The organism is Streptomyces sp. NPDC001381 (assembly GCF_042895685.1).
In the GTDB taxonomy this organism is placed as follows: domain Bacteria; phylum Actinomycetota; class Actinomycetes; order Streptomycetales; family Streptomycetaceae; genus Streptomyces.
In genome coordinates, this window is sequence record NZ_JBIAWO010000002.1 from 229,608 (window position 1) to 251,605 (window position 21,998).

Annotated in this window: 19 protein-coding genes; 9 read left to right on the top strand and 10 right to left on the bottom strand. The window is 71.7% G+C overall.

The genetic code is table 11. The features are described 5' to 3' along the window. Positions 1-28: 28 nt before the first annotated feature. Complete coding sequence (locus tag ACFY2L_RS08120; protein ID WP_390821819.1) at positions 29-1,084, bottom strand: carbohydrate kinase family protein; 1,056 nt, start codon at positions 1,082-1,084, stop codon at positions 29-31. Positions 1,085-1,242: 158 nt separating this feature from the next. Between ACFY2L_RS08120 and ACFY2L_RS08125 the strand changes: the two genes are divergently transcribed. The 5 genes from ACFY2L_RS08125 to ACFY2L_RS08145 all read left to right on the top strand — a co-directional run bounded on the left by ACFY2L_RS08125 (position 1,243) and on the right by ACFY2L_RS08145 (position 9,334). Continuing rightward, positions 1,243-2,007, top strand: a complete 765-nt coding sequence (locus ACFY2L_RS08125; RefSeq protein ID WP_390821820.1) for a DeoR/GlpR family DNA-binding transcription regulator — start codon at positions 1,243-1,245, stop codon at positions 2,005-2,007. Further along, the gene (locus tag ACFY2L_RS08130) at positions 2,004-3,344 is read left to right on the top strand and encodes a 6-phospho-beta-glucosidase (protein WP_390821821.1); all 1,341 of its coding nucleotides are present in this window, start codon (positions 2,004-2,006) and stop codon (positions 3,342-3,344) included. Before ACFY2L_RS08125 ends, ACFY2L_RS08130 begins: the two co-directional genes overlap by 4 nt. A 78-nt stretch (positions 3,345-3,422) precedes the next feature. Next, a complete protein-coding gene (locus ACFY2L_RS08135; RefSeq protein WP_390821822.1) occupies positions 3,423-6,488 on the top strand; it encodes an alpha-mannosidase in 3,066 nt (1,021 codons plus the stop codon). A 363-nt stretch (positions 6,489-6,851) separates the two neighbouring features. Then, positions 6,852-8,135 (top strand): alpha-L-fucosidase, encoded by a 1,284-nt coding sequence (locus ACFY2L_RS08140; RefSeq protein WP_390821823.1) that lies wholly within the window; start codon positions 6,852-6,854, stop codon positions 8,133-8,135. 326 nt (positions 8,136-8,461) lie between these two features. Next, positions 8,462-9,334 (top strand): sulfotransferase family protein, encoded by an 873-nt coding sequence (locus ACFY2L_RS08145; protein ID WP_390658617.1) that lies wholly within the window; start codon positions 8,462-8,464, stop codon positions 9,332-9,334. 380 nt (positions 9,335-9,714) lie between these two features. Here ACFY2L_RS08145 and ACFY2L_RS08150 read toward each other — a convergent pair whose 3' ends face one another. Together ACFY2L_RS08150 and ACFY2L_RS08155 are read right to left on the bottom strand one after the other, a co-directional pair. Continuing rightward, positions 9,715-11,355 carry a carbohydrate binding domain-containing protein gene (locus ACFY2L_RS08150; protein ID WP_390822393.1) on the bottom strand — a complete coding sequence of 547 codons (1,641 nt, stop codon included), beginning with the start codon at positions 11,353-11,355 and terminating at the stop codon, positions 9,715-9,717. Between the two features lie 238 nt (positions 11,356-11,593). Then, the gene (locus ACFY2L_RS08155; RefSeq protein WP_390821824.1) at positions 11,594-12,739 is read right to left on the bottom strand and encodes an ATP-grasp domain-containing protein; all 1,146 of its coding nucleotides are present in this window, start codon (positions 12,737-12,739) and stop codon (positions 11,594-11,596) included. Between the two features lie 323 nt (positions 12,740-13,062). Here ACFY2L_RS08155 and ACFY2L_RS08160 point away from each other — a divergent pair, with 323 nt between their 5' ends. Both ACFY2L_RS08160 and ACFY2L_RS08165 read left to right on the top strand, forming a co-directional pair. Continuing rightward, the gene (locus tag ACFY2L_RS08160) at positions 13,063-14,007 is read left to right on the top strand and encodes a metallophosphoesterase family protein (protein ID WP_390658615.1); all 945 of its coding nucleotides are present in this window, start codon (positions 13,063-13,065) and stop codon (positions 14,005-14,007) included. Beyond that, positions 14,004-14,693, top strand: a complete 690-nt coding sequence (locus ACFY2L_RS08165) for a 4'-phosphopantetheinyl transferase (RefSeq protein WP_390821825.1) — start codon at positions 14,004-14,006, stop codon at positions 14,691-14,693. Before ACFY2L_RS08160 ends, ACFY2L_RS08165 begins: the two co-directional genes overlap by 4 nt. A 105-nt stretch (positions 14,694-14,798) precedes the next feature. Here the strand turns inward: ACFY2L_RS08165 and ACFY2L_RS08170 are convergent, their stop codons facing one another. After that, entirely contained in the window at positions 14,799-15,056 is a 258-nt protein-coding gene (locus tag ACFY2L_RS08170; protein ID WP_390821826.1) for a hypothetical protein, read from the bottom strand. 241 nt (positions 15,057-15,297) lie between these two features. On the opposite strand from ACFY2L_RS08170, the gene ACFY2L_RS08175 reads away from it, so the two are divergent. After that, positions 15,298-16,326, top strand: coding sequence for an alpha/beta fold hydrolase (locus ACFY2L_RS08175; protein WP_390821827.1), 1,029 nt, complete (start codon positions 15,298-15,300; stop codon positions 16,324-16,326). Between the two features lie 75 nt (positions 16,327-16,401). On the opposite strand, the gene ACFY2L_RS08180 is transcribed toward ACFY2L_RS08175, so the two are convergent. Both ACFY2L_RS08180 and ACFY2L_RS08185 read right to left on the bottom strand, forming a co-directional pair. After that, a complete protein-coding gene (locus tag ACFY2L_RS08180) occupies positions 16,402-16,929 on the bottom strand; it encodes a toxin-antitoxin system, toxin component (RefSeq protein WP_390822394.1) in 528 nt (175 codons plus the stop codon). A gap of 32 nt (positions 16,930-16,961) precedes the next feature. Further along, positions 16,962-17,612: a helix-turn-helix domain-containing protein gene (locus ACFY2L_RS08185; protein ID WP_390658977.1), complete on the bottom strand. Its 651-nt coding sequence runs from the start codon at positions 17,610-17,612 to the stop codon at positions 16,962-16,964. A gap of 229 nt (positions 17,613-17,841) precedes the next feature. Between ACFY2L_RS08185 and ACFY2L_RS08190 the strand changes: the two genes are divergently transcribed. Then, positions 17,842-18,510 (top strand): hypothetical protein, encoded by a 669-nt coding sequence (locus tag ACFY2L_RS08190; protein WP_390821828.1) that lies wholly within the window; start codon positions 17,842-17,844, stop codon positions 18,508-18,510. Positions 18,511-18,562: 52 nt separating this feature from the next. On the opposite strand, the gene ACFY2L_RS08195 is transcribed toward ACFY2L_RS08190, so the two are convergent. The 4 genes from ACFY2L_RS08195 to ACFY2L_RS08210 are packed head-to-tail and all read right to left on the bottom strand — an operon-like array spanning position 18,563 to position 21,970. After that, a complete protein-coding gene (locus ACFY2L_RS08195) occupies positions 18,563-19,432 on the bottom strand; it encodes an ABC transporter ATP-binding protein (RefSeq protein WP_390821829.1) in 870 nt (289 codons plus the stop codon). A gap of 20 nt (positions 19,433-19,452) precedes the next feature. Next, complete coding sequence (locus tag ACFY2L_RS08200; protein WP_390821830.1) at positions 19,453-20,232, bottom strand: ABC transporter permease; 780 nt, start codon at positions 20,230-20,232, stop codon at positions 19,453-19,455. Then, positions 20,229-21,002, bottom strand: coding sequence for an ABC transporter permease (locus ACFY2L_RS08205; RefSeq protein WP_390821831.1), 774 nt, complete (start codon positions 21,000-21,002; stop codon positions 20,229-20,231). Before ACFY2L_RS08205 ends, ACFY2L_RS08200 begins: the two co-directional genes overlap by 4 nt. Beyond that, entirely contained in the window at positions 20,999-21,970 is a 972-nt protein-coding gene (locus ACFY2L_RS08210) for an ABC transporter substrate-binding protein (RefSeq protein WP_390658607.1), read from the bottom strand. Before ACFY2L_RS08210 ends, ACFY2L_RS08205 begins: the two co-directional genes overlap by 4 nt. Positions 21,971-21,998: the final 28 nt, after the last annotated feature.

A 21,998-nucleotide genomic window follows, 5' to 3' on the forward strand; every position in this document is an offset into this window, starting at 1 on the left:
CACGCTTCGGGGGAAGGGCCGGCGCCGGTCAGGGCAGCCGGGCGGGCGGGGTGACCGGGGCGTACCGCACGGGCGGGCCGACGTCCGCCGGGATGCGGCCGGCGAGGAAGCCGTACGCCCGCCTCACCTCGGGGTCGGTCACCGACCGCCACCACCGGTCGACGCCGTACCAGCCGGGCGCGGCCAGCGCCCCGCCGTGATGGCGTACGGACAAGCCGGCGGCCAGGACGGCGAAGCGCAGCCGTTCCTCCAGCGGCCAGCCGCCGAGCGAGGCGGCGACGAAGCTCGCGCCGAACACGTCGCCGGCGCCCGTCGCGTCCAGGACATCGATGTCGAGCGCCGGGACCTCCGCGTACTCGCCGGTCGTCTGGTCGACCGCGACGGCGCCGTCGCCGCCCCGGGTGACGACCGCCACCGGCACCAGCTCGGCGAGCGTGCCGAGCGCCGCGAGCGCGCTGTCGGTGCGGGTGTAGGCCATCGCCTCGGTCTCGTTGGGGAGGAAGGCGTGGCACAGGGCGAGCTGTTCGAGGAGGTCGGGGGACCACTGCCGGGTGGGGTCCCAGCCGACGTCGGCGTAGATCCGGGTGCCGTTCGCCGCCGCCTTCGCGAGCCACGCCCGCGGCTCGGCCTCGATGTGCACCAGGGCGGTGCGCGCCGCGGGCGGGTCGCCCATCAGCACGTCCTGCGAGTACGGCGGCTCCTGGCCGTGGGTGACGAGGGCCCGGTCGTGCGAGCGGGTCCCCCCGTGCGCGGGCGGCCGGGAGCCGGGGAGGGCGAGGGCGACGGTGACCGGGGTGGGCCAGCCCTCGGTGACCCGGGAGAGCGACAGGTCCACACCCTCCTGGCCGGCGAGGACGTCGTGGCAGTGCGCGCCGTAGAAGTCGTCGCCGAAGACCGTGGCCAGGGAGGTTCTGAGGCCGAAGCGGGAGGCGGCCACCGCGAGGTTGGCGATGCCGCCGGGGCCGCAGCCCATGCCGTCGGTCCAGATCTCCTCGCCCGGCGTGGGCGGTCCGCCCAGTCCGGTGAGGACGAGGTCGTAGAAGAGCAGCCCGGTCAGCAGCACATCGGGCCGGTCGTCGTCCACGGAGGCGTCCTCTCGTCGGGGGAGCTCGCGCCCGTCACGGGAGCTCGTCAGAACTCTTCAACTCGTGACCGGAATCGTGCGACGCCCGCCGCCACTGGTCAATACCTGAGCAGAACTGAGCATGGAAATGATTGAAGCTGACGAGTAGTGTTCATGGTGTGCTGGCAGAACGACGACATCAACTCATCCTGCGGGCCCTGCGCTCCGGCGGCCCCGCGGCCGTGACCGATCTCTCCGAGCAACTGGGCGTGAGTCCCGCCACGATCCGGCGTGACCTGGTCAAACTCGAGGAGGACGGCCTGCTCACCCGGGTCCACGGCGGGGCCGTGGTCGAGGAGGGCGACCAGCCCTTCGCCGAGGTCGCCGAGGTGCGCGTGCCGGAGAAGGACGCCATCGCCGCGCACGCGGCGGCGCTGATCGAGGACGGCCAGTCGGTCCTGCTCGACATCGGCACCACCGCCTACCGCCTGGCCCGGCAGCTGCACGGCCGCCGCCTCACCGTGATCACCAGCAACCTGGTGGTCTACGAGGAGCTCGCCGACGACGAGGGCATCGAACTGGTGCTGCTCGGGGGGATGCTGCGTCGCGAGTACCGCTCCCTGGTCGGCTTCCTCACCGAGGACAACCTGCGCCAGCTGCACGCGGACTGGCTCTTCCTCGGCACCAGTGGAGTGCGCCAGGGCGGGCAGGTGATGGACACGACGGTCGTCGAGGTGCCGGTGAAGCGGGCCATGATCAAGGCGGGCGACAAGGTGGTCCTGCTGGCCGACGCGGCGAAGTTCCCGGGTACGGGCATGGCGAAGGTCTGCGGTCCCGAGGACCTGGACGTGGTGGTGACGAACGCGCCGGTCGACCTGGCGACCCGTGCCTCCCTGGAGGAGGCGGGCGTCGAGGTGATCGTGGCAGGAAAGGTGCAGACGTGAAGCTGACGATTCTGGGCGGCGGCGGGTTCCGGGTGCCGCTCGTGTACGGGGCGCTCCTCGGGGACCGTGCGGAGGGACGGGTCACCGAAGTCGTTCTGCACGATCTGGACGACAGCCGACTGTATGCAGTCGCCCGTGTACTGGCGGAACAGGCCGCGGGTGTCCCCGACGCCCCCACCGTGACGGCCACGACCGACCTGGACGACGCCCTGCGCGGCGCCGACTTCATCTTCTCCGCGATCCGCGTCGGCGGACTGCAGGGCCGGGCCGACGACGAGCGGATCGCCCTCGCGCAGGGCGTCCTCGGCCAGGAGACGGTCGGTGCGGGCGGCATCGCGTACGGGCTGCGGACCGTCCCCGTCGCCGTCGACATCGCCCGGCGCGTCGCCCGCCTCGCCCCCGACGCCTGGCTCATCAACTTCACCAACCCGGCCGGCCTGGTCACCGAGGCCATGTCCCGCCACCTCGGCGACCGCGTCATCGGGATCTGCGACTCACCGGTCGGCCTCGGCCGCCGTATCGCCCGGGTGCTCGGCGCGGACCCGAAGCAGGCGTGGATCGACTACGTCGGCCTCAACCACCTCGGCTGGGTCCGCGGTCTGCGGGTCGCCGGCCGCGACGAGCTGCCGAGGCTGCTCGCCGATCCCGACCTGCTCGGCTCCTTCGAGGAGGGCAAGCTGTTCGGCGTCGACTGGCTGCGGTCGCTCGGCGCGATCCCGAACGAGTACCTGCACTACTACTACTTCAACCGCGAGGCCGTCCGCGCCTACCAGCAGGCCGAGAAGACCCGCGGCGCCTTCCTGCGCGACCAGCAGGCCCACTTCTACGAGGAGATGCGCGACCCCGGAGCGGCGGCCCTGTCCGCCTGGGACCGCACCCGCGCCGAGCGCGAGGCCACCTACATGTCGGAGAACCGGGAGACGGCGGGCGCCGGCGAGCGCGACGCCGACGACCTCTCCGGCGGCTACGAGAAGGTGGCCCTCGCCCTGATGCGGGCCATCGCCCGCGACGAGCGCACCACCCTGATCCTCAACGTGCGCAACCAGGGCACCCTGTCGGTGCTCGACGCGGACGCCGTCATCGAGGTGCCGTGCCTCGTCGACGCCAACGGCGCCCACCCGGTCGCGGTCGACCCGCTGCCCGGCCACGCCACCGGGCTGGTGTGCGCGGTCAAGGCGGTCGAGCGGGAGGTGCTGGCCGCCGCCGAGTCCGGCTCCCGGGCGACGGCGGTGAAGGCGTTCGCGCTGCATCCGCTGGTCGACTCCGTGAACGTCGCCCGCAAGCTCGTCGAGGGCTACGCCGAGGTTCATCCCGGGCTCGCGTACCTTAGGCGCTGACATCTGAGAGAAAGCGCTTTCCGAGCCCGTCGGCTCTCCCCGCCCGGTTCCCTCTTCCCGGTTTCCTGGAGACAACCCATGCACGACGAACGCCGCCGCATCGAGGAGCGCGTCGAGCGCGTCCACAACCAGCGCATCAAGCCCGCGATCTACGCGGCCACCGTTCCCTTCGAGGTCGAGGCCTGGCAGGCGCCGGGGGAGCCGGTTCCGTTCGAGGAGGCCGCGGCCGCCGCCTACGCGCCCTTCGCGATGGACACTCCGTGGGGTCCGCCGTGGGGGACCACGTGGTTCCGGATGCGCGGCCAGGTGCCCGCGGCGTGGGCGGGCCGGCGCGTCGAGGCCGTCATCGACCTCGGGTTCGTCGGCGACTGGCCCGGCAACCAGGCCGAGGCGCTGGTGCACCTGCCCGACGGGACCCCGCTGAAGGCGGTCAACCCGCTCAACCAGTACGTGCCGATCGGCAACCCGGCGGCCGGCGGCGAGCGGATCGACTACCTGGTCGAGGCGGCCTCCAACCCCGACATCCTGGCGAACGACTTCGCCGCGCCGACGCTGCTCGGCGATGTACTGACGGCAGGCGACCGTCCACTGTATACATTCCGCCGCGCCGACCTCGCGGTCCTCGACGAGCAGGTCTGGCACCTCGACCTGGACCTCCAGGTGCTGCGCGGGCTCATGGTGCACCTCGGCGAGCACGAACCGCGCCGCCACGAGATCATGCACACCCTGGACCGGGCCATGGACACCCTGGACCTGGACGACATCTCCGGCAGCGCGGCGGCCGTCCGCGAGGTGCTCGCCCCCGCCCTGGCCCGGCCCGCGCACGCCAGCGCCCACACCGTCTCCGGCGTCGGCCACGCGCACATCGACTCCGCCTGGCTGTGGCCGATCCGCGAGACCAAGCGCAAGACCTCCCGCACCTTCTCCAACGTCACGTCCCTGGCCGACGAGTACGAGGACTTCGTCTTCGCCTGTTCGCAGGCCCAGCAGTACGAGTGGGTGCGTGACCACTACCCGCACGTGTGGGCCCGGATCCAGGAGTCGGTGAAGAAGGGCCAGTGGGTGCCGGTCGGCGGCATGTGGGTGGAGGCCGACGGCAACCTGCCCGGCGGCGAGGCGATCGCCCGCCAGCTCATCCACGGCAAGCGGTTCTTCATCGAGCACTTCGGCGTCGAGACCAAGGGCGTCTGGCTGCCCGACTCCTTCGGCTACACCGCCGCCTACCCGCAGCTGGCGAAGCTCGCCGGCAACGACTGGTTCCTCACCCAGAAGATCTCCTGGAACCAGACGAACAAGTTCCCCCACCACACCTTCTGGTGGGAGGGCATCGACGGCACCCGCATCTTCACCCACTTCCCGCCGATCGACACCTACAACGCCCGCTTCAGCGGCGAGGAGATGGACCGCGCGGTGCGCAACTACGCGGAGAAGGGCGCCGGCACCCGCTCCCTCGCGCCGTTCGGCTGGGGCGACGGCGGTGGCGGTCCCACCCGCGAGATCATGGAACGGGCGCGCCGGCTCGCCGACCTGGAGGGCTCGCCCAAGGTCGTCATCGAGCACCCCGACCAGTTCTTCGCCAAGGCCCGCGAGGAGTACCCGGACGCCCCGGTGTGGGTCGGCGAGCTCTACCTGGAGCTGCACCGCGCCACCTACACCTCGCAGGCCCGCACCAAGCAGGGCAACCGGCGCAGTGAACACCGCCTGCGCGAGGCCGAGTTGTGGGCGACGACGGCCGCCCTGCACGCGCCGGGCTACGCCTACCCGTACGAGAAGCTGGACCGGCTGTGGAAGACGGTGCTGCTGCACCAGTTCCACGACATCCTGCCGGGCTCGTCGATCGCCTGGGTCCACCGGGAGGCGGAGGCCGAGTACGCGCGCGTGGCCGGGGAACTGGAGGCGCTGACGGCCGAGGCGGTCGCCGCGCTCGGCGCGGGCGGCGCGGGCGGGACCCGGGTGTTCAACACGAGCCCGTACGACCGGGCAGAGGTGATCCGCACCTCCGCGGGCGCGCCGGCGTACGTGGAGGTGCCTGCCGGCGGCAGCGCGCCCCTGGCCGCCGCCGGGTCGCCGCGGCCGGTCACGGTGTCCGGCCGGGTCCTCGACAACGGGCTGGTCCGGGTGGAGGTGGCGGAAGACGGGACACTGTCCTCTGTATACGATCTGCGGGCGAACCGGGAGGTCCTCGCCGGCCGGGGCAACCTGCTCCGTCTGCACACCGACCTGCCCAACTACTGGGACGCCTGGGACATCGACAAGCACTACAAGAACCGTTTCACCGACCTGCTCGACCCGGACTCGGTCACCGTCGTCGAGGACGACCCGCTGCTCGGCGCGATCCGGGTCACCCGCTCCTTCGGGAAGGGCTCGACCCTCACGCAGACCGTCACCGTCCGGGCCGGCAGCCCCCGCATCGACATCGAGACCGACATCGACTGGCACGAGGCCGAGAAGATCCTCAAGGCGGCCTTCCCCGTCGACATCCGGGCCGCGCACTCCTCCGCCGAGATCCAGTTCGGCCATGTCCAGCGGCCCACGCACACCAACACCACCTGGGAGTCGGCCCGCTTCGAGGTCTCCGGCCACCGCTGGGTGCACATCGGCGAACCGGGCTACGGGGTCGCGGTCCTCAACGACTCGACGTACGGCCACGACGTCTCCCGCACGGTCCGCGAGGACGGCGGTACGACGACCACCGTCGCCCTCAGCCTGGTGCGCGCCCCGCGCGTCCCGGACCCCGAGGCCGACCAGGGCCGGCACCGGTTCACCTACTCCCTGCTGCCGGGCGCCACGATCGGGGACGCGGTCGCCGAGGGCTACGCCCTCAACCTGCCGCTGCGCGTGGCGGAGTCGGCGGGCGCGGCCGAGCCGGTCGTGACCGTGGAGGGCGAGGGCGTGACCGTCGAGGCGGTCAAGCTCGCCGACGACCGGTCGGGCGACGTCGTGGTGCGGCTGTACGAGTCCCGCGGCGGCCGGGCCCGGGGCGTGCTGCGCACCGGCTTCCCGCTGGCCGGCGCCCAGGTCACCGACCTGCTGGAGCGGCCGTGGGAGGAGGACAGGGCGGCGGCCGTGACCCGTGACGGCGCGGTCGAGGTGACGCTGCGCCCCTTCCAGGTCCTGACGCTCCGGCTGCGGCGCGGCCAGTAGAGCCGCGGGGCGGCGGGGCCACGGGGTCGCAGCGCCCCGGGCCCCGGGCCCCGAGGCACCCAGGCACCCAGGCACCCAGGCACCCAGGCTCGCAGGCCCGCGGACCGCAGGGGACCTGTGGGGCCGGGCAGAGCCGGTAGGGCCCGAGACGCCCGGTGGACCGCGGAGGCCGACCCTGGTGGCCCGGAGTTTGGGAGGGCTCGGCCTCGGCGTTCGCAAGATCCGACCACAGGGTCCGCCGGGCTCGACCCGGGCTCGACCCAGGCTCGCCGGGCTCGACCCGGGCTCGCCGGGCCCGGCTTCCGGGTCCGCGGGGCACGATCCCGAAGGGCGGGGCAGGACCGCCCTGTCCCGCCCGCCCCAGTGAAGTCAGCCGACCAGTCGAGGAGTTCAGCCGTGCCCATGCAACCCTGGTTCACCGACGCCAAGTTGGGGATCTTCGTCCACTGGGGGATCTACGCCGTCGACGGCGTCCAGGAGTCCTGGTCCTTCTACGACGACATCGTGCCGCACGAGCGCTACATGTCCCAGCTCGACCGGTTCACCGGCGCCCGGTACGACCCGCGCGCCTGGGCCGACCTGTTCGCCCGCGCGGGCGCCCGATACGCCGTACTGACGACCCGTCACCACGACGGTGTGGCCCTGTGGGACACCGCGTACGGCGATCTCCACCTCGGCCGGGACTACCTCACGGGATACGCCGACGCCCTGCGCGAGAAGGGCCTCAAGGTCGGCTTCTACTACTCCCACTCCGACTGGAACCACCCCGACTACGCCAGCACGCGCAAGCCGGGGCGTCCGCCGGAGATGGAGGACAACCGCTACTCCGAGTGCCCGGCAGAGGAAGAGGACCTTCAGGCCTGGGAACGGTTCCTCGCCTACCGGGACGGCCAGATCCGGGAACTGGCCTCCCGGCACCGGCCCGATCTGATGTGGTTCGACGGCGAGTGGGACCGCAGCGAGGAGCAGTGGCGCATCCCCGAACTCGCCGCGCTCATCCGCTCGTACACGCCCGACGTCGTCTTCAACGCCCGCATGCTGAGTGAGGGTGACTACGCCACCCCGGAGCAGGGCGCCCCGATCGTGCCGCCGGACGGCCCCTGGGAGCTGTGTCTGACGATCAACGACTCATGGGGGTACCAGCACCACGACCACAACCACAAGTCACCGGCCCAGCTGATCCGTTACTTCACCGAGACCATCGGCGGGGGCGGCAACCTGCTGCTCGATGTCGGCCCGATGGAGGACGGCACCATCCCGCAGCCGCAGGTCGAACGCCTCGAAGGGCTGGGGGAGTGGATCCGCAGGCATGCGGACGCCGTCTACGGGACGGTGCGCGGGCTGCCGGCCGGGCACCACCACGGCCCGAGCACCCTCTCCGCCGACGGCCGCACCCTCTACCTCACGCTGTTCGACATCCCGCGCGCGGAGATCGGCGTACGGGGGCTGGCGACGCCGGTCCGCAGGGTCACCGTCCTGGGCACCGGTGCCGAACTCGGTCACCGGGTCGTGGGCGGGCTGCACGAGGCGGTGGGCGTGTTGTGGATCGACCCGCCGGCCGTCTCCGACCTCGACCCGTACGCCACGGTGCTCGCCGTGGAACTGGACGGTGAACTGGAGCTCTACCGGGGTTCGGGCCGTTTCTGAGACCCCCCGACAACCCGGGCCGTTTCTGAGACCCCCCGACAACCCGGGCCGTTTCCGAGACCCCCGACAACCCGGGCCGTTTCCGAGATCCCCCGACGGCCCGGGCCGTTTCCGTGGCCTCCGACGAACCTCGCCGGGTGCCACGCCCAGCCCACCCACAAGGAGTCACAGAAACCTTCAAGAAAGGAGTAAGAGGCCAGGTCAGAGGCGGAGTACGGGATTTCGTGGCCCCTGCGCGTCGTCCGCGCGACACCTGGAGTTCGCCCGGGGCGCCTGGGATGCGGGCGCACGAGCAAGAGAGAGGTGTCACGGTGAACAATCCGCGCATGACCGCGATAGGCAAGGGGCTGAAGCGGCGAGGAAGGCTGATGAGGGAGGCGGTGAGCCCGCCGCGGCGCACCCTGAACGCCGTGCCCTCACCGCGCAGCGAGCCTCCGTCCGCCGCGGCCTCGTACACCGCGCCGCCGACACCCCGCCTGGTGGAGTCCCCGGTGTTCGTGCTCTCCTCGGTACGCTCCGGGTCGACGCTGCTCAGGGTCGTCCTCAACAGCCACAGCCGGATCCGCGCCCCGCACGAGATGCATCTGCGCACCCTCCACGTGCGGCTCAGCCGTGACTTCACCGCCGAGGCCATGCAGGCGCTCGCACTCGACCGCACCGAGCTGGAGCACATGCTCTGGGACCGGGTGCTGCACCTGGAGCTCGTCCGCAGCGGCAAGGACGTCATCGTCGACAAGACGCCCCCGAACACCCTCATCTGGCGCCGGTTGCAGCGGTGTTGGCCGGGCGCCCGGTACGTCCTGCTGCTGCGCCACCCCGCCGCGGTGGTCGCCTCCCTCACCAGCCGCCGCAAGGATCCCGACCACGAGGCCGTCCGTGCCGAGGTGCTCGGCTACGCGGAGAAGCTGGAGGAGGCGCGGCAGAATCTCGTTCACGCGCACGTCGTCCGCTACGAGGAGCTCACCGCCGAGCCGGAGCGCGTGGTCCGCGGGCTGTGCGCGTACCTCGGGGTGCCGTGGGAGCCCGCCATGCTGGAGTACGGCCGGGGCGAGCACGGCACCTTCCGGCCGAAGCTGGGAGACTGGTCCAGCACCATCAGGTCGGGGCGTATCCAGCGCGCCCGCACCGCCGACCTCTCCCTCTCGCTTCCGCCGCGCCTCGACGAGATCGCCCGCGCCTGGGGTTATCCCACGGAGTGACCCGGGGCATCGGGGCGTTGTGGACAGGGGCGAGCGGTCGGCCGCTCCCCGTGACAGCGGCCGACCGACCCGATCCCCCGTGCCCGGGGATTCCTTCCGGGCCCCGGCTCCCCCGTTGACCCTGTGGTGCTTCCCCGTGGTGCTTCCCCCTGGGAACCTCGTGGATCCCTGTGCCACACCGCGGGCCCACCGGGGTCCCCCGTGCTCCCCCGTCGTCCCCCGTTCCTCCCCGGTGGCCCTCGCGGTGACACCGTTAAGAGCACGCACCCCGGGCCCTGATACACCCTCCGTGAAAAAAAGTCCCCCGGATCTGGATCCGGGGGACTTCGCGGGCGGACGCGGCCGGGCCGGGCGGGGTGCGGCGCCGGCCCGCCGGGGACTCAGCCGGTGAAGCCGGCCGTGATGGAGGTGAACTGCCAGGTGCTCTGGCTGATGCCGGAGCAGTTGCTCACCACGCCTCCGCCCGGGCACGGCCGGTCGCGGTTGACGGCCCAGTAGGCGAGCCGCGCGATGTGGTGGGAGTTGGCCCAGTCGCGGATCTGCGTCCAGATCGCCGGAGTCGTGTTCTCCTGCTGGTCGGACAGGCCGTTCATGCCGGAGATGCCGATGTGGGCGTAGGCGGTGGCGTCGTCCCAGCCGAACGTGGACTTCAGCTTGGCCTTCAACCCCTCCGTCGCGTTCACGGTGTTGCCGTACATGTCCGAACCGCCGCCGAAGTCGAACGGCATGATGGTGAAGACGTCGATGTCGGCGCCCAGCGACTTGGCCTGCTCGATGAGCCGGTTGCCGTAGTACGTCGGGCCGGTGGTGGACGTCCCGAAGGTGACGATGGTCTTCAGGCCGGGGTTGGCGGCCTTCACCGTCTTCAGCGCGGTGAGGATCCGCGCCTGCACGGCCTCGTTCTCGAACTCGTCCGTGTTCTCGATGTCCATGTCGATCGCCTTCAGCGAGTAGGCGTCGACGACCTTCTGCAGCGCGCCCGCGAGCGCACCGGCGGAGGAGCAGTTGGCGCCGAGCTTGCTGCCCTGCCAGCCGCCGAACGACGGCACGATGTCACCGCCCGCCGAGCGGACCTGGTTGATGACGGTCTGGTCGACCCCGCCCGTCAGCGGCCGGGTGCTGTCCCACATCGGGTTGCAGCCGCCTCCGTCCAGCATGAACGCCATCGTGAACCACTTGACACCGGTCGAGCTCATCACCGTGGACACGTTCGGAGGATCGCCCCAGCCCTCGTACAGATAGGGCGCGGCCTGTTTGAACGTCGTCCCGCCGCTGCCCGCGTTCGTCGTCACGGACACCGGGTTGGAGGAGGCGGAGACGTTCCCGGCGGCGTCGCGCGCCTTCACCGAGAAGGTGTATCCGGTGCTGGGCGACAGCCCGCTGACGGTGGCCGAGGTGCCGGCGACGCTCAGTACCTGGGTGGATCCGCGGTAGATGTCGTACGCGGTGACCCCGACGTTGTCCGTCGACGCGTTCCAGGACAGCGACACGCTGGAGGAGGTCTTGCCGGTGGAGGTCAGTCCGGACGGCGCGCTCGGCGCCTGGGTGTCCGAGCCGCCGCCCCCGCCGCCCGGCCCGTCCAGACTGATGTCGTCGGCGTAGTAGGTGCCCTGGGCGTACCAGCCGTGCACATAGATGGTCGCGCTGGTCTGGGAGGCGCCGGTGGTGAAGGACACCGACAGCGGGCTGTACGCCGAGGTCGACGACGTCCAGGTGGAGGCGCCGCCGTCGACGCCGAGGTAGACGTAGCTGCCCCGCACCCAGCCGCTCAGCGTGTACGCCGTGTTCGGCTGGACGGAGACGGTCTGGCTGCATCGGGCGTTGTCGCTCGAACTCACGGCCCCGGCCAGGGACTTGGAGCCGCCGTGCACGGGCGAGGAGACGACCGAACCGAGATTGCCGGTGCAGGACCAGGGCGACAGCGTCCCGGACTCGAAGCCGGGGTTGGTGAGGACGTTGGCTGCCTGGGCGGTGGCGGGGAGGGCGATGGCCCCGGCGAGCGCGAGGGCCGCGGAGCCCATCAGGGCGAGAACTCGACGCCAGGGGCGTCTGTGGGGTGTCGTGCGCACGCGGTCTCCCTGAAGGTATGGGGGTGCTCGGGAGTGCAGGAGGTGCAAGAGGGTGCGCAACAAAGTTGGTATGGACCAATCCGCCTGTCAAGGAGAGGGACGGAATTGGTCCATACCGGTGAGGTGATCCGTGCGAGGGGGCGCGGGAAACGGTGCGGGCCGCCGTGGCGGACCCGCACCCGCCCGCCGCCTACAGCGGCAGTGCCTGCGCCGCGGCCGCCGCGGGCGCCGCCGTCTCCACGGAGTCGGCCTGCGCGGGCACGGCCGGCAGCAGCGGCTCGGCGGTGTCCTCGATCCGCTGGTGCGGCAGCGACACGGCGCGCAGCGGCCGCGGCCCCGACACCACCGTGTAGTCCTGCCCGAGGAACGGCGGCACGACCTCGCCCGGGTCCTCGCCGAGCGCCAACTGCACAGCGGCCCAGGGGGCGTTGACCCCGCACAGGGACAGCTGGTGCAGTCCGCCGGCCGGACGGGTGTTGACGTCCATCAACACGGGCCGGTCGCCGAACATCCGGAACTGGATGTTGGACAGGTAGTGCAGCCCGAACCCCTCGGCGATGCGCCGGGCCGGCTCCAGCCACTGCTCGTGCAGGGTGAAACCGCGCCGACGGCCGTTCTTGGTGCGGCCGATGGCCATCCGCAGATGGTTGTCGGGCCCGGTGAGGCAGTCCACCGACACCTCCGGCTGCTCCAGACGGGGCATCACGAGCCAGTCCACGGTCTCGTCGGCCTGCTCGAGCGCCTCGACGACCAGATCCAGCTGGACGTACGGGGTCGGGAAGCCGCTGAGGTGCATGAGCGAGAAGGGCGAACGCGTGATCACGCGGAAACCCACCCCGCCCGCGCCGGACGCCGGCTTGAAGCACGCCCTGTGCCCGGCGTCCTCCAACTCCTCGACGGCGGCGACGAGTTCGTCGGCACTGCGGACCCGGTGCCACGGCGGCACGGGCACGCCGATCGCCTGGACCGCCTCGTAGGCGATCACCTTGTCCTCGAACACGGCCACGGCCTCGGGCGTCGGCGCCAGCAGGGCCGTGCCGATCGCCTCGAAGTCGGCGCGGTGCGCCACGATCGCCGCCTGCTCCATCCGGGGTACGAACACGTCGATGCCGCGGCGCTGGCACTGGTCCAGCGCGTACTCGACGTAGGCGGCGGGGGACAGGCCCTCGGGCTCCAGGTCGGCGGTGTCGGCGGCGGCCAGCACGGGCGAGTCCGCGTCGCCGTGCGTCGCATGGATCTCGACCGCGCGATCGCTCGGATTTCGCCGCAGCTGATCCATGAAGAACACGTTCTCCGCGTACGTGCGGTTGAGCCAGACGCGTACGCGAGAGACCATGCGAGGCCGCCTTTCACGGTTCGCGGGCAGGGCAAAGCAGGCCCGTGCCCGGGCAGGGGGAATGGAGGGTCACCAAACCGCCCTGCTGAAGGGGCATTCATGGCGGTGGTGTTGGGGCGATCATACGGGGTCCCAGGGGTGCCGCGTGCAACGCGCGTGTTACGGATTTTCTGATCTTGTTCACGAATGTCGAGAGCTCGGGTAATGACCTGACCCGCCGGTAACCGCACGATCGCGGTCGGCGACCGGGTGTGGCCTTGTCCCGAGGGCGCGAATGTGTTGTCGTGGTGACCTTCGCGGGTGGGTGAACGGAGGGACGCGAGGTGACGTCGACGGCCGGTGGAGCCGGACAGCTGCTGGCCATCAGCGACCTGCACATCGGCTACCCCGAGAACCGCGCCCTGGTCGAGCGCATGGTGCCGGAGACGGACGACGACTGGCTGCTGGTGGCCGGGGACGTCTCGGAGAACGTGGCCGACATCCGCTGGGCGCTGAAGACCCTCGCAGGCCGCTTCCGCAAGGTGGTCTGGGCCCCCGGCAACCACGAACTGTGGACCCACCCCTCCGACCCCGTCGCCCTGCGCGGCGTCGCCCGCTACGAGCACCTCGTCGGCCTCTGCCGCGACCTGGGCGTGATCACCCCCGAGGACCCCTATCCGGTGTGGGAGGGCCCGGGCGGCCCGGTGGCCGTTGCACCGCTGTTCCTCTTGTACGACTACTCCTTCCTGCCGGCCGGATGCACGACCAAGGCGGAGGGGCTCGCGTACGCGGAGGGGACCGGCATCGTCTGCAACGACGAGTATCTGCTGCACCCCGACCCCTACCCGACCCGCGAGGCCTGGTGCCGTGCGCGTGTCGCCGAGACCGAACGCAGACTCGCCGAACTCCCGGACGACCTGCCCGTCGTCCCCGTCAACCACTACCCGCTGCACCGTCACCCGATGGACGTACTGTGGCACCCCGAGTTCGCCATGTGGTGCGGCACGGAGCTGACCGCGGACTGGCACCACCGCTTCCGCGTCGCGGCCATGGTCTACGGCCATCTGCACATCCCGCGCACCACCTGGCACGAGGGCGTCCGCTTCGAGGAGGTGTCGGTGGGCTACCCCCGCGAGTGGCGCAAGCGTACGCAGCCGCCGGGCCGGCTCCGCCGCATCCTTCCCGCGGGGCCGGAGCCGGGGCCGGGGCCGGAGCGGGAGAGCGCGCCGAAGACGCCGGAGGAGACCGGGACGGGGAAGGAACCGCGGGCGGAGGGGGGAACCCGGTGATCGAGGAGCTGCTGCCGGAGTCCGTGGTGGTCGTCGAGGCCTTCGGGGAGGAGGGCGTGCGGGAGTTCGGGGACGCGCCGCTGTACCCCGAGGAGGAGGCGCTGATGGCCCGCTCGGTCGCGAAACGCCGCCGCGAGTTCACGGTCGTACGCTCCTGCGCCCGCCGCGCGATGGAGAAGCTCGGGGTGCCCCCGCAGCCCGTGCTGCCCGGGGAGCGCGGCGCCCCGCGGTGGCCGGACGGTCTGACCGGCAGCATGACGCACTGCGACGGCTACGGTGCCGCGGCCCTGGTCCGCGCCGCCGACCTGGCCTCCGTCGGCATCGACGCCGAGCCCCACCAGCCGCTGCCGGAGGGAGTGCTGTCCGCGGTCGGCCTGCCCGTCGAGCAGCAGCGGCTGCGCCGCCTGGGCGCGGACCGGCCCGAGGTGCACTGGGACCGGTTGCTGTTCAGTGCGAAGGAGTCCGTCTACAAGGCGTGGTTCCCTCTCACCCGTAAGTGGCTGGACTTCAGCGAGGCCGACATCGACGTCTCGGCAGGGCACCCCGGGCAGGCGCGCGGCACCTTCCACGCGCGCCTCCTGGTGCCCGGACCGGTGGTCGGCGGCCACCGGATCGGGCACTTCGAGGGCAGCTGGACCGTCCGCCGGGGGCTGGTGGCCACGGCGATCGCCGTCCACAGCGCCTGAGGCAGGCCACGGGGACCCGGAGCCGGTGGCGACCCACGCCATTGGCCGCGTCCTGCCCCCTACCCCCCGCCCCGCCTCACCCCCGCCCCGGTACCCGGCGCCCGCTCACGGTGCCGGGCACCAGCTGTGCAGCAGCCGGAAGAACTCCTCCTCGTTGCCCGTGAGCCCCGCCTCCGACAAGGCCCGCTCCGCCTCGGCCAGCACGGTGGGCGGGACCATCGGAGGCAGCCGGTCGTGCGGCGGGCCGCAGGCGTCGCCCTCGTCGCCGAACTCCTCTCCGAAGGCGGCCCGTACGGTGTGCAGCAGGCGCAGATATGCCTGGACGGCGGTGCGCTCGCGATCGGTCAGTACGGCAGTGGGCATCGGTCGGCTCTCCCCGTGTCGGCGTCGTCTCCCACGCGCCCGGTCGGCGCGTACGCCGCCCCACGACGGCGCACCTCCCAGCTTGCCGCCCACCACTGACAATCCGGCCCAGCCGCCCGCCGGTTCGCCCGCTTAGCGGAGGCGAAACCTCCCCGAAATGCCCTGGGGAAAAGGGCCTCTACGCTGGGAGGAAGCGCTTACGGCCAACTGCCGAGGGCTCCAGGACACGGGAGGAGGGCGCGTGGTCGACGTTCCGAAGCGGCGCCCGGCGCGCGCCGCACGACTGCGCCCGGTGGGCGCCCCCGAGCCGGCACCGCAGTACCGGGTCGTGCACGGCTACCGGCGTGCCTTCCGCATGGCCGGTCAGGGTCCGGCCCTGGTCCTGATCCACGGCATCGGGGACTCCTCGGCCACCTGGGCCGAGCTGATTCCCGGCCTCGCCCGCACCCACACCGTCATCGCGCCCGACCTCCTCGGGCACGGCGCCTCCGACAAGCCCCGCGCCGACTACTCGGTGGCCGCGTACGCCAACGGGCTGCGCGATCTGCTGACCACGCTCGGCGTCGAGTCGGCGACCCTGGTGGGGCATTCGCTCGGCGGGGGAGTGGCGATGCAGTTCGCCTACCAGTTCCCCGAGCGCACCGAACGGCTCATCCTGGTCAGCGCCGGCGGAGTCGGCCGCGAGGTGACCCCCGCCCTGCGGCTCGTCTCCCTGCCCGGTGCCCATCTCGCGCTGTCCGCGCTCCGGTTGCCCGGCATGCGGCTCCAGGTGGGCCTCGCCGTCAGGCTGATGAGGCTCCTGGACACCGATCTGGGCCAGGACGCACCCGACTTGCTCAACCTCGTCGACGCGCTGCCCGACGAGACCTCGCGCAACGCGTTCATCCGCACCCTGCGCGCGGTCGTCGACTGGCGCGGGCAGGTGGTGACCATGCTCGACCGCTGCTATCTGACCGCCGGGATGCCCACCATGCTGCTGTGGGGCGACCGGGACAGCGTGGTGCCGGTCCGGCACGCGTACGGCGCGCACGAGGCGATGCCGGGCAGCCGCCTGGAGATCTTCGAGGGAGCCGGACACTTCCCGTTCCACAGCGACCCCGCCCGGTTCCGCGCGCTGGTCGAGGAGTTCACGCGTACCACGGCCCCGGCCGACTGGAGCCGCGACCACTGGCGCGCACTCCTGCGGGAGGGCCGTCCGGCGGTGCAGCCGGGCCTGCCCGGAAAGGCCGCACGGGATCTGCGGGAGGTGAGCCGGCGCAGTGCGACCTGACCGTCGTACCGGCATCCCGGGGCAGCCATGAGGTCAGCATCCGCCCTGCGGTCGGCGTCGGCCCTGCGGCCCGGGTCAGCCCTGTGGGCCCAGGTATCCGAGCGAGGCCCCGATGCGGCCCGCGAGGTGGTCGCGGCCGTGGCCGCGCGGGCACGAACTCGCCAGCCAGGTACGGCACTTGCTGGCCAGGAGCAGGCCGAAGCTCTCGGCCTCCTTCTCGTCGGACAGGTCGAAGCGGGTGCGTGCGGCGACCTTGCGGACCGTCGCCTGGAGGTCGGCCCCGTCGTTGAGTAAACGGGCGGCGACCGAGGCGCCCTCGACGTGGTGACCGCAGTGGCCCGCGTTCATGTGCCACAGCTCGTGCCCGAGGATCACCAACTGATGGTCGGGCGCGGTGCGTTCCTCGATGACGACGAGGTCCTGGTCGGCCATGTCGAGCCACAGTCCGCTCGCCGTGTCGGTCGGGAAGGCCGCCGTGCGGAAGTGGACGGGCCGGCCCCGGCGTCTGCTCATCCCGTCGCACAGGGCGGTGTACAGCTCGGCCGGCGCGGCGGGGGCCGGCAGGGTCAGTTCGGAGACGAGTTCGCCGCACAGGCGGCGCATTTCCCTGGCGATGCCCACTGTTCTCCCCCGGATCACGACTCGGGCCGCTTCACGCTCTCCAGGAGCATGTCCAGCCACTCGGCGACCTTGTCCCGGTGCTGGTCGGTGGGCAGCTGTGCCGCCCGCCAGGCGATCCCGCGCACGCCGTGGTCCTGCAGCAGCCGTTCCAGCGGGTCCTCGGCGGCAGCGGCCGCCTCCCGTGCGGCGAGTTTCTGCAGCAGCTCCTGCTCGGTGTGCTGGAGCGCGCCCGCGAGCGCCTCGGGGTCCTCCGCCGTGAGGAAGCCGGCGTGGACCCGGAAGAACCGCTGGAGAGCGTCGCAGTGTTCCATCGTGGGGCGGCGGTCGCCGTTGATGAGGGCGCCCGCCTGCTGCCGCGACATGCCGGCGCCGTCGGCGATCTCCTGCTGGGTGTACTTGCGGCCGTTCGGCTTCAGCCGGGTGCGGCGCAGCAGGTCCAGGCGCTGCAGGAACCGGGCCTGGACGTCCGGCTCGCCCGCCGGCCGGCCGCTCAGCAGGGCCTTGACCACGGACTCCGGGACACCGCAGGCGACGGACAGCCGCGCGGTGTCGAAGACCTCCGCGTGGGGCACACCGAGCCGGTCGGCGAGCTGGGCGACACGGGCGACGACGGCCGACAGCAGCACCGTCGCCGTGGCGCCCGGAACCTCGAAGCCATCCGACACCGACAGGTCTCCTACGTCTCTCACGTCCCTCTCACCGGCACAGGCGATCGCCGTGAACTGCGTGGAGACTAGCCGGTCTTTCGAACTCACATCCAGGGCTCGCCACAACTGTGGCCAATTTCAGCCGTCAACGAGCGCCGAATGCCACGATAGTTGACACCTCATGTATGCGGGCAGCAGGATCGGGGCGCCGCGTGAAGGCGGCACAGGCAAGAGGGGTGACCTCCCGATGGCGTTTCAGGCAGGAGGGCAGCGGTCCGCACCGCGGCCCGTCCCCGAGAGTCCCGAGGCCCGGGCGTATCTCCAGGACTACGCCGGCTACTTGGAGGCGGTCCCCTTCCCGTCCGTCGTGCTCGACCACCGCTGGGACGTGGTCCTGGCCAACACCGCTTTCGCGTCACTTTTCCGGGGCGTCGGACCGCACCCGACGGCTCAGCCCGGCGACAACTTCCTCCGGTTCGTCCTCTTCCATCCGGACGCGGCCTCGGTCCTCGGTGACCACGAGGCCAGCTGGTGCCTGCCGATGCTCGCCTGTTTCGCGGCGGCCGTGGAGCGCCACGGGCACGACGCCGGTCTGCAGGCGATCCGGCGCGAGATCGCCCAGGACCCGATCATGGAGGCCGCGTACCGGCAGGGCCTGCCGCACTGGATCCGCGTGGTCGGCGAGGGTGCCGTGGAGCACGACGGGGCGGTCCGCCCCCTGTACCACCCCGACCCGCGCCGGGGCACCACCGAGTGCCGTATCGTCGGCGAGACCCCCCGGACCCTGCGGGACATGGGGTACACGCGGCTGACGATGGTGCTGCGTGAGCCCCGCCCGGCGCCCCCGCCCCGCAGAACCCGTACCATCCGGCGCGGCGCGAGCCACCTCAGCGTGGTCCCCGCCCCCCGGGCCTGACCGGGCACCGTCGGCGTTCAGGTCGCCGACGGCGCCCTGGTCGGGCGAGCACCTAGGAGTCCTTCCGCAGGGCGTCCCGTGCCACGACAGGCTTCCCGCCCCGCGCCGCGCCGGGCTTCCCGTCCTGCGGGGTGCCGGGCTTCCCCTCCCGGGGCGAGCCGCGTTTCGCCGCCTGGATCTGCTCGTACACATGGGTGCGCAGCTCGGCGAAGCGCGGGGCGACCCGGGTGTGCAACTGGTCGCGGTCGGCCGGGAGATCGACCTTCAGCTGCTCCTGGACGACGGTGGGGGAGGCGGACAGGACGACCACCCGCTCGCCCAGATAGACCGCCTCGTCGATGTCGTGGGTGACGAACAGGATCGTGATGGCGCGCTCGCGCCACAGGCCCCGGACCAGATCCTCCAGATCGGCGCGGGTCTGGGCGTCCACGGCGGCGAACGGCTCGTCCATCAGCAGGACCCGGGGTTCGTAGGCGAGCGCCCGGGCGATCGCGACCCGCTGCTGCATACCGCCGGACAGCTGCCACGGATACGCCCCGGCGGCGTCCGCGAGCCCGACCGACTCCAGGGCGTCGGCCACCTGCTCCCTCCGGCGCGGCTTGGACAACCCCTTCTGCTTCAAGGGGAGTTCGACGTTCGCTCCGACCCGCATCCACGGGAAGAGGCTGCGCCCGTACTCCTGGAACACGAACGCCGTCCCGGGCGGCGGGCCCGTCACCCTGCGTCCCTCGAGCAGCACCTCACCGGAGGTCGGCGCCAGCAGCCCGCCCACGCACTTCAGCAGGGTCGTCTTGCCGCAGCCCGACGGGCCCACGAGACAGACGAGTTCGCCCGCCCCGACGGTGAAGGTCAGGTCGCGCACCGCCTCCACCCGGCGCCCGGATCCCTCGTAGACCTTCTTCAGGCCGCGTACGTCGAGCATGGACCGCCCTTTCACGAGGGTCACGGGGACCGCCGGGTGGATGCGCGCAGACCGTGGTACCAGCCGAGCACCCGCCGCTCGACCACCTGGAAGAGGACCGACAGCACGAAGCCCAGCAGACCGAGCAGCAGGATCCCGGTCCACATGTCGGGGATGGCGAAGCCCCGTTGGAACTGCACGATGGTGAAGCCGAGCCCGTTGCTCGCGGCGAACATCTCGCTGATCACCATCAGGATGATCCCGATGGAGAGTGCCTGGCGCAGGCCCGCGAAGATCTGCGGACTCGCGGATCTCAGGACCACGCTTCTGAGCCGCGCGACGCCCGTGATGCCGTACGACCGGGCCGTCTCCGCCATCACCGGGTCCACCGCTCGTACGCCCTCGACCGTGTTGAGCAGCACCGGCCACACACAGCCGCTCGCGATGACGAGGACCTTCATGGTGTCGCCGATGCCCGCGAACAGCATGATCACCGGAACCAGGACCGGCGGTGGCACCGCCCGCAGGAACTCCAGGACCGGCTCGCACACCTCCCGCACCCGCCGGTACGACCCGATGACCGTGCCCAGCGCGATCCCGGCCACGGCCGCCGTGGCGTAGCCGCCCGCGAGCCGCAGCACGCTCGGCCGTACGTCCGAGCGCAGCCGCTCACCGGTCCACACGTCCGGGAACGCCTCGAGGATCGTACGCAGAGGCGGCCGGTAGACGTCGGTGCTGCCGTCGGAGGCCAGCCACCACACCGTGACCAGCACGGCCGGCAGCGCCCCCGCGAACAGCAGCCGCAGCAGCAGCCGTCTCACACCGCCGCCTCTCCGCGCACCGACTGGTGCCAGGCCAGCGCCCGCCGCTCGACGGTCCGCGCGCCCACGTTGATCAGCAGCCCGAGGACACCGGTCACGACGATCAGCGCGTACATCCCGGGCACCGCCTGCGAGGTCTGCGCGACGGCGATCCGCGCGCCCAACCCCGGTGCGCCGATGACGAGTTCGGCGGTGACGGCGAGGATCAGCGCGACGGCGGCGGCGAGCCGCACACCGGTCATGACATAGGGCAGCGCGGTCGGCCACAGCACATGCCGGACCCGGGCCCAGCCGCCCAGGCCGTAGGAGCGGGCGGTCTCCTCGGCGACCGGGTCGACGTCCCGGATGCCGTACAGGACCTGGATGAGGACCTGCCAGAAGGCGGCGTAGACCACGAGCAGGAGGACCGAGCGGAGTTCGGTGCCGTAGAGCAGGACCGCCAGCGGGATCAGGGCGACGGACGGGATCGGGCGCAGGAACTCGATCGTGGAGGCCGTCGCCTCCCGCAGATACGGCACCACCGAGACGACGACTCCCGCCACGACGCCGGCGCCGACCGCGATCGCCAGGCCCAGTGCCCAGCCGGTGAGGGTGTCGCCGAGCGCCGTCCAGAACGCGGGGTCGGCCAGTTCCTCGCCGAGGGCGCCGGCGACACGGCTCGTGGGCGGGAAGTAGGCCTCCTTGACCAGGCCGAGCCGCGGCACCGCCTCGCCCAGGGCGAGGAAGGCCGCGAGCCCCGCCGCACCGAGTACGACGTTCCCGCCCCTCACGGCAGCAGCTTGTCCAGGTCCGGGGTCGTCTTGAAGAGCTTGTCCTGCTCGCCCAGCTTCTCCAGCGCCTCGATGGACGAGCGGTTCGCCTCGGCGGGCCACTTGGGCAGGGTGACCTGCGCCAGCACCGACGCCGGGATCTTGGTGTAGGTGGTGACGATCTGCCGGACCTCCTCGGGATGGGAGTCGGCGTAGGCGAGGGACTCCGCCGTGGCCTCCTGGAACTTCTTCACCACGTCCGGGTTCTTCTGCTCGTACTGCGTCGACGTGAAGTACATGGCGACGGTGAGGTTCGGCGCCACGTCCACCAGCGGTGAGGCGATCTCCACCCCGCCCTGGCTCTTCACGGTCGCGAGCGCCGGCTCGACCACCATCGCGGCGTCGATCTGCCCGCTGTCCAGGGCGGCCGGCATCTGGTCGAAGGCGAGCTCGACGAACTTCACCTTGTCCGGGTCGCCGCCCGCCTTGCGCACCGATTCACGCACGGCGGTCTCGTTGATGTTCTTCAGGGTGTTGATGGCGACCTTCTTGCCCTCCAGGTCCTTCGCGGACTTGATGGGGCTGCCCTTCTTCACGGTGATCGCCCCGAAGTCCTTGCCCTGGACGCCCGTTGAGGCGATGCCGTTCGAAACGGCCTTCGCGGGAACGCTGTTGGACTGGGCCACCATCAGTGACGTCATGTTGCTGAAGCCGAACTGGAACTGCCCGCTGACGACTCCGGGCACGATCGCCGCGCCGCCCTGCGCGGTGGTGATGGACAGCTTCAGGCCGTGCTTCTCGTAGAACCCCTTTTTCACGCCGAGGTAGACGGGCGCGACGTCCACGATCGGGATGAGGCCCAGTTTGACGGTCGTGACCCCGCCGGACGACGAACTCCCGCCGGACGAACCGGAGTCGTCGGACGAGCCACAGGCCGCGGCGGCGAGCAGGAAGGTGCCGGTCGCGAGACCGGCGAACAGACGACGCATGGCTCCCCCTGTGCAGAGACAACGGTGT